The sequence below is a fragment of the Streptomyces sp. NPDC002446 genome, assembly GCF_053595675.1.
Genome location: NZ_JBSFYC010000116.1, coordinates 1 through 16,301 on the forward strand (window position 1 = coordinate 1; position 16,301 = coordinate 16,301).

Annotated in this window: 10 protein-coding genes and 2 pseudogenes; 3 read left to right on the forward strand and 9 right to left on the reverse strand. The window is 72.7% G+C overall.

Annotated elements, in window-relative coordinates; genetic code table 11:
- Window positions 1–65, forward strand: a pseudogene (locus ACWD6P_RS35180) (alpha-ketoglutarate-dependent dioxygenase AlkB); the annotation flags it as partial.
- A gap of 78 nt (window positions 66–143) precedes the next feature.
- Here the strand turns inward: ACWD6P_RS35180 and ACWD6P_RS35185 are convergent.
- The 9 genes from ACWD6P_RS35185 to ACWD6P_RS35225 form a co-directional block, all read right to left on the reverse strand.
- Window positions 144–680: a GNAT family N-acetyltransferase gene (locus ACWD6P_RS35185; protein ID WP_451448283.1), complete on the reverse strand. Its 537-nt coding sequence runs from the start codon at window positions 678–680 to the stop codon at window positions 144–146.
- 47 nt (window positions 681–727) lie between these two features.
- Complete coding sequence (locus tag ACWD6P_RS35190) at window positions 728–1,573, reverse strand: GNAT family N-acetyltransferase (protein WP_451448284.1); 846 nt, start codon at window positions 1,571–1,573, stop codon at window positions 728–730.
- Between the two features lie 169 nt (window positions 1,574–1,742).
- Window positions 1,743–2,900, reverse strand: coding sequence for a flavodoxin-dependent (E)-4-hydroxy-3-methylbut-2-enyl-diphosphate synthase (gene ispG / locus ACWD6P_RS35195; RefSeq protein WP_451448285.1), 1,158 nt, complete (start codon window positions 2,898–2,900; stop codon window positions 1,743–1,745).
- 172 nt (window positions 2,901–3,072) lie between these two features.
- Complete coding sequence (locus ACWD6P_RS35200) at window positions 3,073–4,374, reverse strand: M50 family metallopeptidase (protein ID WP_451448286.1); 1,302 nt, start codon at window positions 4,372–4,374, stop codon at window positions 3,073–3,075.
- Window positions 4,371–5,645 carry a 1-deoxy-D-xylulose-5-phosphate reductoisomerase gene (gene dxr / locus ACWD6P_RS35205; RefSeq protein WP_451448287.1) on the reverse strand — a complete coding sequence of 425 codons (1,275 nt, stop codon included), beginning with the start codon at window positions 5,643–5,645 and terminating at the stop codon, window positions 4,371–4,373. The genes ACWD6P_RS35200 and dxr overlap by 4 nt, the downstream gene beginning before the upstream one ends.
- Window positions 5,646–5,780: 135 nt before the next feature.
- Entirely contained in the window at window positions 5,781–7,700 is a 1,920-nt protein-coding gene (locus ACWD6P_RS35210) for an acyl-CoA dehydrogenase family protein (protein WP_451448288.1), read from the reverse strand.
- A 514-nt stretch (window positions 7,701–8,214) separates the two neighbouring features.
- Window positions 8,215–9,675 carry an aldehyde dehydrogenase family protein gene (locus ACWD6P_RS35215; protein ID WP_451448289.1) on the reverse strand — a complete coding sequence of 487 codons (1,461 nt, stop codon included), beginning with the start codon at window positions 9,673–9,675 and terminating at the stop codon, window positions 8,215–8,217.
- Between the two features lie 399 nt (window positions 9,676–10,074).
- The gene (locus ACWD6P_RS35220; RefSeq protein WP_451448290.1) at window positions 10,075–11,736 is read right to left on the reverse strand and encodes a PucR family transcriptional regulator; all 1,662 of its coding nucleotides are present in this window, start codon (window positions 11,734–11,736) and stop codon (window positions 10,075–10,077) included.
- A gap of 172 nt (window positions 11,737–11,908) precedes the next feature.
- Window positions 11,909–14,113: an ATP-binding protein gene (locus ACWD6P_RS35225; RefSeq protein WP_451448291.1), complete on the reverse strand. Its 2,205-nt coding sequence runs from the start codon at window positions 14,111–14,113 to the stop codon at window positions 11,909–11,911.
- Between the two features lie 279 nt (window positions 14,114–14,392).
- On the opposite strand from ACWD6P_RS35225, the gene gabT reads away from it, so the two are divergent.
- Window positions 14,393–15,742, forward strand: coding sequence for a 4-aminobutyrate--2-oxoglutarate transaminase (gene gabT, locus ACWD6P_RS35230; protein ID WP_451448292.1), 1,350 nt, complete (start codon window positions 14,393–14,395; stop codon window positions 15,740–15,742).
- Between the two features lie 258 nt (window positions 15,743–16,000).
- Window positions 16,001–16,225 (forward strand): annotated as a pseudogene (locus tag ACWD6P_RS35235) (phosphatase PAP2 family protein); the annotation flags it as partial.
- Between the last annotated feature and the right edge of the window lie 76 nt (window positions 16,226–16,301).

Sequence of the window (16,301 nt, forward strand, 5' to 3'; positions counted from 1 at the left end):
GTATGCACCAGGACAAGGAGGAGCGCTCCAGCGCGCCGGTGGTCTCCCTCAGCATCGGCGACACGGAAACACTGCCCCTCCGGCCCGCCACCTCCCGTTGTGGGTGGGAAAAGGCTGGGTGGGGGCGTGCCCTTGTCGTCGTCTCAGCGGCGTTTCAGGGGGAGGGTGGCGCCCATCACGGCGTATGGGGTGGGGGCGCTCGGGAACAGGACGCGGCGGGCGATGTCCTGGTAGCCGAGTGAGCGGTACAGGCCGCGGGCCGGGCTCTCGACGTCGATGGCGGAGAGGATGGAGCGCGGCTGGCTCGCCTCGTCGGTGATCCGGGTGATCAGCGTCCGTCCGATGCCGCGGCCCTGGTAGGCGGGGTGGACGTGCAGTTCGGTGATGGTGAAGGAGTCGTCGAGCCAGTGGTCGAGGCCGCCGCTGCGCAGATAGGGCTCGACGACGGTGGACCACCAGTGGGCGCGGTCGTTGGGCATGCCGTAGACGAAGCCGACGAGCCGGCCGGCGGGGGTGGTGGCGCCGAGGGCGCGGGCGCCGGGGCAGCCGAGGTGGCGCAGCACGATGTGCCGGCGCACGGCGATCTCCTCGTCACTCAGTCCGAAGGCGAGTGCCTGGACGGTGAGCGCGTCATCCACGCGGGCAGCGAGATCGAGGGGGCCGACCGCGACGTCATCCATGGTCGGAGCGTACAAGGCCGCGGGCCGGAACAGTACGCCCGCGGAGTTCAGAACAGCACGCTCATGAACGCGCCGACCTCCTCGAAGCCCACCCGGCGGTAGGAGGCGCGGGCGGCGGTGTTGAAGTCGTTGACGTAGAGGCTGACGACGGGGGCCACGTCGTTGAGGGCGTAGCGCAGCACGGCCGCCATGCCGGTCTCCGACAGGCCCCTGCCGCGGTGGGCGGGGTCGACCCAGACGCCCTGGATCTGGCAGGCCCGCTGGGTGGCGGCGCCGATCTCGGCCTTGAAGATGACCCTGCCGTCCTCGACCCGGGCGAAGGAGCGGCCGGATCCGACGAGTTCGGCGACCCGGGCCTGGTAGAGCAGCCCGCCGTCGCCGGCCATCGGGGAGATGCCGACCTCTTCGGTGAACATGGCCACGCACGCCGGCATGATCAGGTCCATCTCGTCCTTGCGGATCCGCCGGACGTACGGGTCGGGGGCGACCTCGGCGGCCGGGGAGGTGGTGACCATCAGGGGCTGGTGGGCGCGGATCTCGCGGGCCGGTCCCCAGTGGGGTTCGAGGAGAGACCACAGTTCGGCGGTGGGGCCGGCCGGGCCGACGATCGAGGAGCAGCGGCGGCCCTGGCGGCGGGCGCGGTCGGCGAAGCCGCGGACGGCTTCGGAGGTGGCGCAGACGGGGACGAGGTTGGCGCCGGCGTAGCAGAGCGACTCCAGACGGCCGCCGACGTACCAGCCCCACATCTCGCCGCCGAGCCGCCAGGGGTCGAGGCCCGCGATCTGGACACGGGCGGCGACGAAGGCGTTGGCGACCGGGTCGCGGTCGAGCACCGCGAGGGCGTCGTCGAGCTCCCCGGGCTCGAGGACCTTGATGGTGGTGGTCGTCAGCACGTGTCGGAATGCCTCACCGTTACGGGCCTGGGAGGCCAGGCGGGAGCAGGTCTTGGCACTTTACCTCCACCTGCGCGGGAGCACCCGGCCCGCGGCGGAGGGGGCCGCAGGCGTGAGCCCCGCGGCCCTGGGCGGGCGGCGGGGCTCGGCGGCGGCGGGCGGCGGTGGGTCAGCCGGCGATGGCCACGGTCGGCTCGCCGGAGGCGACGCCGTCCTTCTCCATCTGCTCGGCGATCTTCATGGCCTCTTCGATGAGGGTCTCGACGATCTTCGACTCGGGGACGGTCTTGATGACCTCGCCCTTGACGAAGATCTGGCCCTTGCCGTTGCCGGAGGCGACGCCGAGGTCGGCCTCGCGGGCCTCGCCGGGGCCGTTGACGACGCAGCCCATGACGGCGACGCGGAGCGGGACCTCCATGCCGTCGAGCCCGGCGGTGACCTCCTCGGCGAGCTTGTAGACGTCGACCTGGGCGCGGCCGCAGGAGGGGCAGGAGACGATCTCCAGGCGGCGCTGGCGGAGGTTGAGCGACTCCAGGATGGAGATGCCGACCTTGATCTCCTCGGCGGGCGGGGCAGAGAGCGAGACGCGGATGGTGTCACCGATGCCCTCGGAGAGGAGGGCGCCGAAGGCGACGGCGGACTTGATGGTGCCCTGGAAGGCGGGGCCGGCCTCGGTGACGCCGAGGTGGAGGGGGTAGTCGCACTGGGCGGCCAGCTGGCGGTAGGCGTTGACCATCACGACCGGGTCGTTGTGCTTGACCGAGATCTTGATGTCGCGGAAGCCGTGCTCCTCGAAGAGGGAGGCCTCCCACAGCGCGGACTCGACCAGCGCCTCGGGGGTGGCCTTGCCGTACTTCTGCAGCAGGCGGCGGTCGAGGGAGCCGGCGTTGACGCCGATCCGGATGGGGGTGCCCGCGTCGCCGGCCGCCTTGGCGATCTCCTTGACCTTGTCGTCGAACTGCTTGATGTTGCCGGGGTTGACCCGGACCGCGGCGCAGCCGGCGTCGATGGCGGCGAAGACGTACTTCGGCTGGAAATGGATGTCCGCGATGACCGGAATCTGGGACTTCCTGGCGATCACGGGGAGCGCGTCGGCGTCGTCCTGGGTCGGGCAGGCGACCCGGACGATCTGGCAGCCGGAGGCGGTCAGCTCGGCGATCTGCTGCAGCGTCGCGCCGATGTCGGAGGTCCGCGTCGTCGTCATCGACTGCACCGAGACCGGTGCGTCTCCGCCCACGGCGACCGGACCGACATGGATCTTGCGGCTGACCCGGCGGTCGGCAAGCTTGGTCGGTACGTCCGGCATTCCCAGTGAAATGGCAGTCATCTGGCGAGCAACCCCAAGGTATGGATCAAGGTCCCGAATCGGCGGGCTCCAGCTTCCGAGGTTACGGCACGGGCGTTGCCCAAGGCACATCGCTCCCCTGCCGCCCCCCTAAAGAGAACGGCCGGACACCTCCAAACGCCGCGGAGGTCTCCGGCCGTCCCCAAACCCCAGATCAGGTCAACTTCACCGGATTCACCACGTCGGCGACGAGCACCAGCAGCGTGAAGCAGATGAAGATCCCGGCGACCACGTAGGCGACCGGCATCAGCTTGGCGACGTCGAAGGGGCCGGGGTCCGGACGCCGGACGATCTTGGCGAAGGCCCGGCGGACCGACTCCCACACGGCACCGGCGATGTGCCCGCCGTCCAGCGGCAGCAGCGGCAGCATGTTGAACAGGAACAGCGAGAGGTTGAAGCCGGCGACCAGGAAGAGCATGGTCGCCACCCGCTGCTCCGGCGGGATGTCCAGCGAGAAGACCTCGCCGCCGACCCTGGCCGCGCCGACCACGCCCATCGGGGAGTCCTGCTTGCGCTCGCCGCCGTTGAAGGCCGCGTCCCACAGGTCCGGGACCTTGGAGGGCAGGTTGATCAGCGACGAGACGCCCTGCTCGACCATGTTGCCCATGCGGTCCACGGACTGGCCGAAGGACTGCGGGACGACGCCGCTGGCCGGGGTGAAGCCGAGGAATCCGGCGGTGACGAACTCACCGGGGACGTAGCCGCCGTGTCCGTCGGTCTTGGCGACCTTGTTCTCGATGAGGTCCGCGTGCAGGGTCGTACGGGCGCCGTGCCGCTCCACGACCAGCGTCGCGGGCCCGGTGGTGTCGCGGATCTGCTGCTGGAGGGCGCCCCAGTCCGGGACGGCGTGGCCGTTGAACGAGACGATCTTGTCGCCGGCCCGCAGGCCGGCGGCCTTGGCCGGGGAGTCCTTGGCGCCGGCCGGGCACTTGTCGGTCTTGGCGGCCGCCGAGATCACACACTCCGAGACGGAGCCGACCTGGGTCGTCTGGGTGTTGATGCCGAAGCCCATCAGCACGCTCATGAAGATCACGACCGCCAGGACCAGGTTCATGAACGGCCCGGCGAACATCACGATGACGCGCTTCCAGGGCTTGCGCGTGTAGAAGAGCCGCTTCTCGTCGCCGGGCTGCAGCTCCTCGAAGGCCGCCGAGCGGGCGTCCTCGATCATGCCGCGGAACGGCGAGGTGGAGCGGGCCTGCAGCTTTCCGTCGTCCCCGGGCGGGAACATCCCGATCATGCGGATGTAGCCGCCGAGCGGGATCGCCTTGATGCCGTACTCGGTGTCGCCCTTCTTGCGGGAGAAGAGCGTCGGCCCGAAGCCCACCATGTACTGCGGCACGCGGATACCGAACATCTTGGCCGTGGAGAGGTGGCCGAGTTCGTGCCAGGCGATGGAGAACAGCAGGCCGACGACGAAGACGACTATGCCGAGGATGGTCATCCAGGTCGTCATGCGCGAGCCTCCGAAGGTGTCCGTGCCGCACGGGCGGCCAGTTCGCGGGCGCGGGCGCGCGCCCAGGTCTCCGCCTCCAGGACGTCCGCGACGGTCAGGGAAGTTCCCCGCGAGGGCGTGCCGTGTTCGGCGACCACATCGGCGACGGTATCCACAATTCCGGTGAACGGCAGCCCGCCCTTGAGGAATGCCTCGACGCATTCCTCGTTGGCGGCGTTGAAGACGGCCGGGGCGGTGCCGCCGAGCTGCCCGACGTGCCGGGCGAGGCCGACCGACGGGAACGCCTCGTTGTCGAGCGGGAAGAACTCCCAGGTCGAGGCCGTGCTCCAGTCGAAGGCGGGCGCCGCGTCCGGGACGCGCTCGGGCCAGCCGAGGCCGATCGCGATCGGTCCGCGCATATCCGGCGGCGTCGCCTGGGCGAGGGTGGAGCCGTCCGTGAACTCCACCATCGAGTGGACGTACGACTGGGGGTGCACGACGACCTCGATGCGCTCGAACGGGATGTCGTACAGCAGATGCGCCTCGATGACCTCCAGGCCCTTGTTGACGAGGGTCGCGGAGTTGATCGTGATCACCGGGCCCATGGCCCAGGTGGGGTGGGCGAGGGCGTCCTCGACGGTGACGTTCGCCAGCTCGGCCTTGGTGCGGCCGCGGAAGGGGCCGCCGGAGGCGGTGACGACGAGCTTGCGGACGTCCTGACGGCTGCCGGCGGCCAGCGCCTGGAAGAGCGCGGCGTGCTCGGAGTCGACGGGGATGATCTGCCCCGGCGCGGCGAGCTCCTTGACCAGCGGGCCGCCGACGATCAGCGACTCCTTGTTGGCGAGGGCCAGCACCCGGCCCGCCTTCAGGGCGGCCAGGGTCGGGGCGAGGCCGATGGAGCCGGTGATGCCGTTGAGGACGGTGTGGCAGGGGGAGGCGGCCAGTTCGGTGGCCGCGTCGGGGCCGGCCAGGATCTCGGGCAGCGGCTCGCCCGCGCCGTACCGGTCGGCCAGCGCCGCGCGCAGCGCGGGCACCGCGTCCTCGCGCGCCACCGCGACGGTGGCCACCCGCAGCCGGTGCGCCTGCTCGGCGAGCAGCTCGGTGCGGCCGCCGGCGGCGGAGAGCCCGGTCACCCGGAAGCGGTCGGGGTTGCGCAGCACGATGTCGATCGCCTGGGTGCCGATCGAGCCGGTCGAGCCGAGGACCACGAGGGACCGCGGGCCGTGCGGATCGCCGAGGCCGTCGGCGGCCGGCTCGAAGCGCAGGAGCGGATGGGCGAGGGAGTCCGTCATGGGGTCCATTGTGGCCGGTCGCCGAGGTGCCGTGGACACCCGGCCGGGTCTGCCCCGCACCGGCCCCGGCCCGCCGGACCGGCGCCGGTGCGGGGCCCGTCCGCCGGATCTTCGCGGACGGGCCCCGGGGGCGGCTCAGCGCAGGGGGCGGCGGACGTTGTCCTTCCGGCTCGGGCCCGGGGCGGCGTCGGCGATCCAGGGGCCGTCACCGCTGGGGTCGATGACGCCCTCCTCCAGCCAGGTGTAGCTGCCGTCCAGGACCGCCGAGACGACCTTGCGGTCGAGCGCGTCGGTGTTCGTCCACAGCCGGCCGAACAGCTCCTCGACGCGGATCCTGGCCTGCCTGCAGAACACATCGGCCAGCTGCTGCGCCTCCCGGCCGTGTTCGCCGGTCTCGCGCAGGTACTCGGCCCGTACGCAGGCGGCGCTCATCGCGAAGAGCTCGGCGCCGATGTCGACGATCCGGCCGAGGAAGCCCTGCTTGGTCTCCATCCGGCCCTGCCAGCGCGACATCGCGTAGAAGGTGGACCGGGCGAGCTTGCGGGAGGTCCGCTCGACATACCGCAGATGCTCCGCGAGACGGCCGAACTCCTGGTACGTACGCGGAAGCTGGCCGGGACCGGCGACGAGCTTGGGCAGCCAGCGGGCGTAGAACCCGCCGGCCCTGGCCGCCGCCCGGCCCTTGTCGGCGAGCGACTTGTCCGGATCGATGAGGTCGCCGGCGACGGACAGATGCGCGTCCACCGCCTCCCGGGCGATCAGCAGATGCATGATCTCCGTGGAGCCCTCGAAGATCCGGTTGATGCGCATGTCGCGCAGCATCTGCTCGGCCGGGACGGCGCGTTCGCCGCGGGCGGCGAGCGAGTCGGCGGTCTCGAAGCCGCGGCCGCCGCGGATCTGGACCAGTTCGTCGGTGATCAGCCAGCCCATCTCGGAGCCGTAGAGCTTGGCGAGCGCGGCCTCGATGCGGATGTCGTTGCGGTTCTCGTCGGCCATCTGGGACGAGAGGTCGACGACCGCTTCGAGGGCGAAGGTGGTCGCGGCGATGAAGGAGATCTTGGCGCCGACGGCCTCGTGCCGGGCGATCGGCCGGCCCCACTGCTCGCGGGCCGCGGACCACTCCCGGGCGACCTTCAACGACCACTTGCCGACGCCCACGCACATCGCGGGCAGCGAGAGCCGGCCGGTGTTCAGCGTGGTCAGGGCGATCTTGAGGCCGGCTCCCTCGGGGCCGATGCGGTGGGCGGCGGGCACCCGCACCCGGTGGAAGCGGGTCACGCCGTTCTCCAGGCCGCGCAGCCCCATGAAGGCGTTGCGGTTCTCGACCGTGATGCCGGGCGAATCCGCCTCGACGACGAAGGCGGTGATGCCGCCCTTGTGCCCCTCGGAGGCGGGCACCCGCGCCATCACGACGAGCAGGTCGGCGACCACGCCGTTGGTGGTCCACAGCTTCACGCCGTCGAGCACGTAGTCCTCGCCGTCCGGGACGGCCGTGGTCGCCAGCCGGGCCGGGTCCGAGCCGACGTCGGGCTCGGTCAGCAGGAACGCCGAGATGTCCGTGCGCGCCAGGCGCGGCAGGAAGGTCTCCTTCTGCTGCTGGGTGCCGAACAGCTTCAGCGGCTGCGGCACGCCGATCGACTGGTGCGCGGAGAGCAGCGCGCCGATGGCGGGGCTGGCGGAACCGACCAGCGACAGGGCCCGGTTGTAGTAGACCTGGGTGAGCCCGAGGCCGCCGTACTTGGGGTCGATCTTCATGCCGAGCGCGCCGAGCGCCTTGAGCCCGTCGACCGTCTCGTCCGGGATCCGCCCCTCGCGCTCGATCCGGGCGCCGTCGATCTGCGTCTCGCAGAACTCCCGCAGGGTGGCGAGGAACTTCTCGCCGCGGCGCACGTCGTCGACCGCCGGGGTGGGGTGCGGATGGATCAGGTCGAGCCGGAAGCGCCCCAGGAACAGTTCCTTGGCGAAGCTGGGCTTGCGCCAGTCCTGCTCGCGGGCCGCCTCGGCGACCTGGCGTGCTTCGCGCTCGGAAACGTTGCGGATGGATGGAGCGGTCATCAGGAGCTCACCTCGCCGCGGGGTCGGCAGTTCTGCGCCGGCGGGCCGGTCGGCCGCTGGACAGCGCTACTTGTGAGAGTTACCCGATCCGCGCGGGTTGCACCACTGGAGGTACGGGGAGGAGCGGGGCGGACGGCGCCTGTCGGCCATGCGGGACCTGCGCCCCGGACCGGGCCGGGCCGGGAGCGGCCGTATCGGCCCTTCGGGGGGTGCGGCATACCGCGCTGGTGGTACGTGCGCGGCCGTCTCCTCCCCCAGGCGCCGCCGCGGCTCCGCCCGGGACAGGAGGCAGCGGCCCGAACCGCACCGTACGGTCGAGTTCCGGCATGACCGGGGAGGTGGTGCCGGGCCGACGGGGGACGCGGCGCGCTCCGGAAACAGGGTGCCGGAGCGCGCCGCGCCGGGGCCGGCGCCGGGGGGTGCGCCGGCCGGGGCCCGGACGGTGATACGGCCCAAGGGATGGCCGTCGCTGTCCACCGGTCCGGACCGGGTCGGGGGTGTCCTAGGGGATGTCCTAGAGGGGCAGTCCGGTCAGGACCAGGACCCGCTCGTAGGTGTAGTCCTCCATGGCGAAGCGCACGCCCTCGCGGCCCACGCCGGACTGCTTGACGCCGCCGTACGGCATCTGGTCGGCGCGGTAGGACGGCACATCGCCGATCACCACACCGCCGACCTCCAGCGCGCGGTGGGCGCGGAAGGCGGTCTGCGTGTCGTGCGTGAAGACGCCCGCCTGCAGGCCGAACTTGGAGTCGTTGACGGCCGCGAACGCCTCGTCCACGCCGTCGACCTTCTTGAGGGTGAGCACCGGGCCGAAAACCTCCTCGCAGGCGAGGGTCGCGTCGGCGGGCACGTCCTCCAGCACGGTCGGCGCGTAGGAGGCACCGTCGCGCTTTCCGCCGGCGAGCAGCCTGGCGCCGCGCTCCACCGCCTCGTCCACCCACGCCTCGACGCGCTTGGCGGCGTCCTCGTTCACCAGCGGGCCGACCTCGGTCGCGTCGTCCGACGGGTCGCCGGTGACCTGCGCCTCGACGGCCGCCACGATCTTCGGCACCAGCCGGTCGTAGACGGACGCGTCCGCGATGACCCGCTGCACCGAGATGCAGGACTGGCCGCCCTGGTAGTTGGAGAAGACGGCGATCCGCTGCGCCGCCCAGTCCAGGTCCGCCTCGGAGGACCAGTCGGGCAGCACGACGGCCGCGCCGTTGCCGCCGAGCTCCAGGGTGCAGTGCTTGCGCGGCACCGAGTCCAGGATCGCGTAGCCGACCTTCTCGGAGCCGGTGAAGGAGACGACGGGCAGCCGCTCGTCCTGGACCAGCGCCGGCATCCGGTCGTTGGGCACCGGCAGGATCGACCAGGAGCCGGCCGGCAGGTCGGTCTCGGCCAGCAGCTCGCCGAGGATCAGGCCGGACAGCGGGGTGGCCGGGGCCGGCTTGAGGATGATCGGGGCGCCGGCCGCGATGGCCGGGGCGACCTTGTGGGCGCAGAGGTTCAGCGGGAAGTTGAACGGTGCGATCCCCAGGACCGTGCCGCGCGGGAAGCGGCGGGTCAGCGCGAGCCGCCCGGCGCCGCCCGCGTCGGTGTCCAGACGCTGCGCCTCGCCGCCGTTGAAGCGGCGGGCCTCCTCGGCCGCGAAGCGGAAGACGGACACCGCCCGGCCGACCTCGCCGCGCGCCCACTTCATGGGCTTGCCGTTCTCGGCGGAGATCAGCCGGGCGATCTCCTCCGTACGCTCCACCAGCCGGCGCTGCACGTGGTCCAGCGCCGCTGCGCGCACATGCGCGGGGGTGGCGGCGAACTCTTCCTGGACGGCGACGGAGGCGGCGACGGCCTCCTCGACCTGCGCCTCGGTGGGGACGCTCACCGTGCCGACGAGACGTCCGTCCCAGGGGGAGGTGACATCGAAGGTGGCTTCGCCGGTGGCCTCGCGGCCGGCGAGCCAGAAGGCGGTGGGGGCTGCATCAGTGGGGATCGGCACAGTGGAACCCGGCCCTTCAGAAGTGGTGGTGGTGCGCATGGCTCAGGGAGAGGCTCTGCGGTTGTGGGTCTGCCACCACGGTAGGGGCGCGGCGCCGCCATGGCGTTTGTCCGAAGCGTAGAAATCAGGGGGTGTGTCTCTCCGCGGTGGAGGGGGCGGGGGCCCTCGGAGCGGGGCGGCGGGGCGGTACCTGTGGGGCGGAGCCTGCGGGCGGGGCCCGTGGGGCGGGGCCTGTGGGCGGGACCGCGGGGCCTGTTGGCGGGGCCCGTGGGCGGGGCCGCGGAGCCCTGCCGGTGCCTGTGTCCGCAGCCCGTGGGCGGAACACCCGTGCCCGGTACACCCGCGGCCGGAACACCCGTGGCCGGACACCCGTGCCCGGAACACCCGCGGGCGGAGCCCTCACTCCCCCTGCGGCGCCGATGTGGCCTTCAGGGCCAGCCACAGCTCCATCCGTACGTCCGCGTCGTCCAGCGAGCGCCCCAGGATCTCCTCCACCCGGCGCATCCGGTAGCGCAGCGTGTGCCGGTGCACGCCCAGGTCGGCGGCGGCCGCGTCCCACTGGCCGTGCCGGGCGAGCCAGGCGCGCAGCGACGCCACCAGGTCACCGCGGCCGGTCGCGTCGTGCTCGCGCAGCGCCCGCAGCAGCCCGTCCGCGAAGGCCCGCACCGCGTCGTCGGCGAGCAGCGGAAGGACGGACCCCGCCGCCACGTCCTCGTGCTCGACCAGCGCACGGCCGCGCCGCCGGGCCACCGACAGCGCCTGCTCGGCCTGCCGGTAGGCGTTCGCGGCGGCCATCGGTCCGGTCGGCGCCGACAGCCCGACGGCCAGGCCCGCGGCACCGCCCTGCCCCGCCTCGGCCCGCCCCGGTCCCCCGCGCGGACGCGTCCGCGCCCCGGCCCGGGCCTCGGCCTCGGCGGCGTACGCGGCACAGGCCTCCGCGGCCGCCCCGCCGTCCGCGACCAGCACGACCAGCCGGCCGCCGTCCGGGACGGCGAGCACCGCCTCACCGGTCCGGGCGGCCGCGGAGTCCATCGCGTCGGCGAGCCCGTCCAGCACCCCCGCGCCCCCGGCCCCCGCGCCCGCCCCCGGCGACGGTGACGGCTGCCCGTCGTCCGGCACCGACTCGGCGACCACCACCCGGAACGGGGCGTCCAGCAGCCCTCCGTAGAGCCGCCCCGCCACCGCCCGCGCATGGTCCGGCTCCCCCGCGAGCAGCATCTTCAGCACCGCGGCGCCCAGCCGCTGCTCGGCGTCCTGCAGTGCCCGGGACCGCTCGGTGGTCAGCGTGAGCAGCGCGACCGCGGAGTGCACGGCGTAGCGCTCGGCCGTCCCGAGCGGCGCGCCGGTACCGACCGCGAGCACACCGCGCGCCCGGCGCCCCGTCCCCAGCGACTGGAGCTCGACGCGGTCGTCGCCGTCGGTGTCGCTGACCACCGAACTGGCGGGTGCGGGCCGCTCCCGCAGCCGCGCCACGTCGTCGGTGAGGCGGGCCGCGCGCCGCGCCGCCCAGTCCGGGGCGGCGGCCACCACCGCGCCCGACGCGTCGTACAGCGCCGCCCAGCCGTCCAGATGCGCGGCGAGCCGGGCCAGCAGCTCGGCCGGCCCCTCCGCGCTGAGCGCCGCCCGGGTCAGCTCCCGCTGCGCCTCGAACCCCGCGGTGACGGCGCGGTACTGGTCCGCGGCGACCGCGGCCGACACCGCCTTGCTGATCGCAATGAACGGCGTCCTGCGGGGCACCCCTAGCAGCGGCAGCCCCTGCTCCCGCGCCGCCTCCACCAGCGCCTGCGGCACCTGCTCGTAATTCACCCCGACCGCGAAGCCCAGCCCGACCACCCCGGCCTCCGCGACCCGCCGCACATACCTGCGGGTCGCCTCCGCGTCCTCCGCGTCCAGCTTGAGCGCGGTGATCAGCAGCAGCTCACCGCCCTCCATGTACGGCACGGGATCGATCAGCTCACTGGCATGCGCCCACCGCACCGGCACATCCAGCCGCTCCTCGCCCGCGAGCACGGCCAGCTTGAGCGCGGTGTGGTTGACCAGGGAAGCGAGGGTGTGCGGCATAAGACCTTCGATGACTGGGACAACGGCGACCGAAGACCGACCGCCGACCGATGGTTTGCACCGCCCCGTATGAACGGCCCGTGTCGATTCTGCCTCAGCGGAGGAATCGACGGGCCCGGCCGTGGGCGGAATGGCGGGGGGGGTGGAATGGCCGGGGCGGAACGGCCGGGGGTCAGGGGCGGAGGTCTACGAGGACGGGGGGTGCGTGCTCCCCCGCCACCGACGTCACCGACAGCACCGCATGTCCGGCCGGAACGGAATTGGCGAGGTCGGAGGCGGACCAGCGTTCACGTTCCACGGTGCGCACGGTGACGGCCTTGGCCGTGGCGGCCTTCCCCGTGACCAGGTGGCGGAAGACGTGGAACGCCTTCATCGCGGCGCCCTCGGCGATGATCTGGCGGTCCGTGACGTCCCGGGTCTCCACCCACTCCTTGCCCCAGACCTCGGCGAACCGCGCACCGTCCCAGGTCGTGACGCCCGCGAACGCCATCCGGCAGCCGACCGCGCCGAGCAGCGTGCCACGCAGCGCGTCGGGGACGTCGTCCAGGGACCGCAGCGTCAGCACCACACCGGCGTTCGCCGAGCGCAGCCGCTGCAGTCCGCGCAGTGCCTCGGCCGTGATGGTGTGCGCGGCCTCGTCCAGCACGAGGCAGGCGAACAGCGAACGGTCGGCGCGGGCCACCGCGCACTCGGTGAACTGCGCCAGGACCAGACGGGCGAGGATCCGTGAGGCCTCCGCATGGCCGCGCTCGGGCAGTTCGATCCGGACCCGCAGCGGGTGGTCGAGAGCGCGCAGGGAGACCTGGCGGGTGCGCCCCGCCGGGTCGAAGTAGGCGGCGAAGGCGGGCCGGTCCAGGAGGGCGATGCGGTCGGCGAGGAGGACGGCGAGGTCGCCGGGGCGCTCCGACTGGCGGGCCCGGGCATCCAGTTCGCGCAGCAGGGTGTGGGCTCCGGTGTCCTCCAGCGCGGCGCGCAGGGCGGCGATCGCCTCGGGCGCGCCGTCCAGCAGTTCACGCAGCTCGGGCACGGCCGGGAACCGGTCGTGGGCGGCCCGGAAGGGGCCGAGCAGCTGGGCCAGTACGGTCGCGGCACGCCGGCTGTCGCCACCGGGCAACTGCTCGGCGAGATCACCCACCAGCGCCTCGGCGAGGATCCCGGCGGCCTCGTCGGGGTCGGTGGTACCGCCGTAGAGGTCGAGGTCGCAGTCCGGATCCGGGCGGCCGACCCTGACCACCACGTCGAACGCGTCGTCAGGACCGAGATCGCCACCGGACGGTCCTACGGCGATCACCGCGCAGTGCCCGGCCAGCGCCTGCAGGCACATCGACTCCACCACCGGCCTGACCACACGGGTGGTCTTGCCGCTCCCTGCGGGCCCCACGGCGAGCAGCGAGGTACCCAGGACGCCCGGCTCCAGGGCGCATCCGACGCCGCGGTGCTGATAGGGGTTGCGCGGGTGGTCGGCGGCGGTACCGATGCGGACCTGATGGGCGAGCAGGTCGTGGTGCGCGGCCCTACGGGGCAGATCGCGCCGCCCCGAGGGGTGCGCGCAGGCCGCCGCGCCGTGCCGGAGCACGGTGTCCGTGAACGTCGCGAGCGAGTTCTTGCCGGACCGGACCGAACGCCAGGCCCGTTGGATCCTGGCCACGTCCACATCGTTCATCCGGCCGGCACGGACCTCGCCGGCGAGCTTGTCGGCGGCGTCGGCCGCACCGTGGAGACGCAGGTCGGGCCATTGCGCGGGGTCGGCGGCGGACTCGGGGCGGGGGGCGGCGGGGGGCTGGGGACGGAGGCGGCGGAGCAGGGGAGTCACATACCGACGAGCGAGCTCCGGCCATCGGCCGATGCGGCCGAAGACGATAGCGATTCCGAGGATCCATAGGCCGCTGTAGACGCGGGTGGCAACCGCGTAAATGATCTCGTCGCTGGACGTTGCGCCAATTACCCAGGCACGGGGGACAACAGCTTCGAGGGGCCAGGTCCAGTACGTGCCGAGGTACCCGTTCCACAGCAGCGACCACACCAGCCATCCACACAGGAACGAAATCACCGCCCCGGCCACCAGCTGACGCCCCGGCACCCGGTCCGTTTCCTCAGGCGGCTTAGGCCGGTGCCCGTACGTCCATACCCCGGGTGCCGCCGTCGGCCGCGGCATGCGAAGCCACCGCACCACCTCTGGTTCCCCGGCCCCCGCAGGCGGCACCGCCGGCATGGCCGGAACACCGGGCGGAGCGCCGGGCGGTGGCGGAGTGAGCGGCGCGGCGGCCGGGGGCGCGGGCGGGGCCGCGGGGCGCGGCACGGTGGGTTCGGATCGGTGCGCTCCCCCGGACGGGTGGGAAGCGGTGTTGCGTGCGTCGTGCGTGCCCTCGGTGTCCATCCGGTGCCCCTTGTCCCCCTTGAGCCGTGGCCTGGTGCGTGGTCGGGTCGGCCGAGGTGTCGGCCGGCGGCTGCGCTGCCATTGTCATGCCCGCGTTCGCGCGTCCGTTGCCGGGCGTGCCGTCGCTCAATCTACTGGCCGCGGTCCGTCGCTATGTCCGGTGCGGACAACGCAACACGCGCACTTCTCCCGAACGGAACATGCCAGACCCGCCCGGCCGCCCCTAACCTGCGAGAACAACACCTCTGTAGGTCCCCGTTCCACCCCCAGGAGACTGCCATGACCGAACTGTCCGGAGGCCCCGCCCTCGCCCAGGAGCGTCGCGTCGTCACCGCGATCCCCGGCCCGAAGTCGCAGGAGCTGTGGGCCCGTAAGCAGGCCACGGTGGCCGGTGGTGTCGGGGCCGTGCTGCCTGTGTTCGTCAAGCGCGCGGGCGGCGGCGTCCTGGAGGACGTGGACGGCAACTCCCTGATCGACTTCGGCTCGGGCATCGCGGTGACCTCGGTCGGCAACAGCGCGGAGGCGGTCGTCCGCCGGGCCACCGCGCAGCTCGCCGACTTCACCCACACCTGTGCGATGGTGACGCCGTACGAGCCGTACATCGAGGTCTGTGAGCAGCTGGCCGAGCTGACGCCGGGCGACCACGCGAAGAAGTCGGCGCTGTTCAACTCCGGTGCGGAGGCGGTGGAGAACGCCGTCAAGATCGCGCGGGCGTACACCAAGCGCCAGGCGGTCGTCGTGTTCGACCACGGGTACCACGGCCGGACGAACCTCACGATGGCGCTGACCGCCAAGAACATGCCGTACAAGCACGGCTTCGGCCCGTTCGCGCCCGAGGTCTACCGCGTCCCGGTGGCCTACCCCTACCGCTGGCTGACCGGCCCGGAGAACTGCGCGCAGGAGGCCGCCGAGCAGGCCATCTCGCAGATCACCAAGCAGGTGGGCGCGGAGAACGTCGCCGCGATCATCATCGAGCCGGTGCTCGGCGAGGGCGGCTTCATCGAGCCGGCCAAGGGCTTCCTGCCCGCCATCGCGAACTTCGCGAAGGAGAACGGGATCGTCTTCGTCGCGGACGAGATCCAGTCCGGCTTCTGCCGGACGGGGCAGTGGTTCGCGTGCGAGGACGAGGGCATCGTCCCGGACCTGATCACGACCGCGAAGGGCATCGCCGGCGGTCTGCCGCTGGCGGCCGTCACCGGGCGCGCGGAGATCATGGACGCGGCGCACGCGGGCGGCCTGGGCGGCACCTACGGCGGCAACCCGGTGGCCTGCGCCGCGGCGCTCGGCTCGATCGAGACCATGCGCGAGCAGGACCTGAACGCCAAGGCGCTGCGGATCGGCGAGATCATGAAGTCGCGGCTGACCGCGATGGCCGAGAAGTACGACATCATCGGCGAGGTCCGCGGCCGCGGCGCGATGATCGCGATCGAGCTGGTCAAGTCGGGTTCCAAGGAGCCGAACCCGGAGGCCACCGGCGCCCTCGCCAAGGCCTGCCACCAGCAGGGTCTGCTGGTGCTGACGACCGGTACGTACGGCAATGTGCTGCGCTTCCTGCCGCCGCTGGTCATCGGCGAGGACCTGCTGGGCGAGGGTCTGGACATCCTTGAGGCGGCGTTCGCCGAGATCTGATCGTGTGCGGGGTCCGGGCCCTGGCGGGGCCGGACCTGAATCGGATCTGAACCCGGGGCCGTGGTCCGGGGTGCGGCTGGTGCCGCGCCCCGGACCACGGCCGTGTGCGCGCCGGTCCGCGAGCCGGGGCGGCCGGGCGCGCGTTCGCGAGGCGGACGCGCGTAGCTGAAAGTGCCGAGTGAAGAAGATGTGCGGGGCCAATGGCGGCCGGGTGATGCGGCTGTCCGGTGCGCTCCGGGTGCCGTACGGTTTCTGCAGATGAGAGAAACACCCCGCCCGCAGGGGACTGCGGGCGACGCCCGGTCGGCGCTTCCCCGGCTCCGATCAGGCCGTGCCCTCGCGCACACCACCGGAACCCCTGGAATGGGGGGCTCCGGGAATCCTCACCGATCGGACGTCCGCCCGCCCCATACCCCCCGGGGCGCGCGGGACACCGGTCAGCGCGGCCGCCTCGGAACCACCCCCCCTGTTCCGAGGCGGCCGACCCCTTTTCCCAGTTTTTTCGGTTTTGCCGGTTTCCCCGGTTCTTCCGGTTTCCGCGGTTCTTCCGGATCGCCGG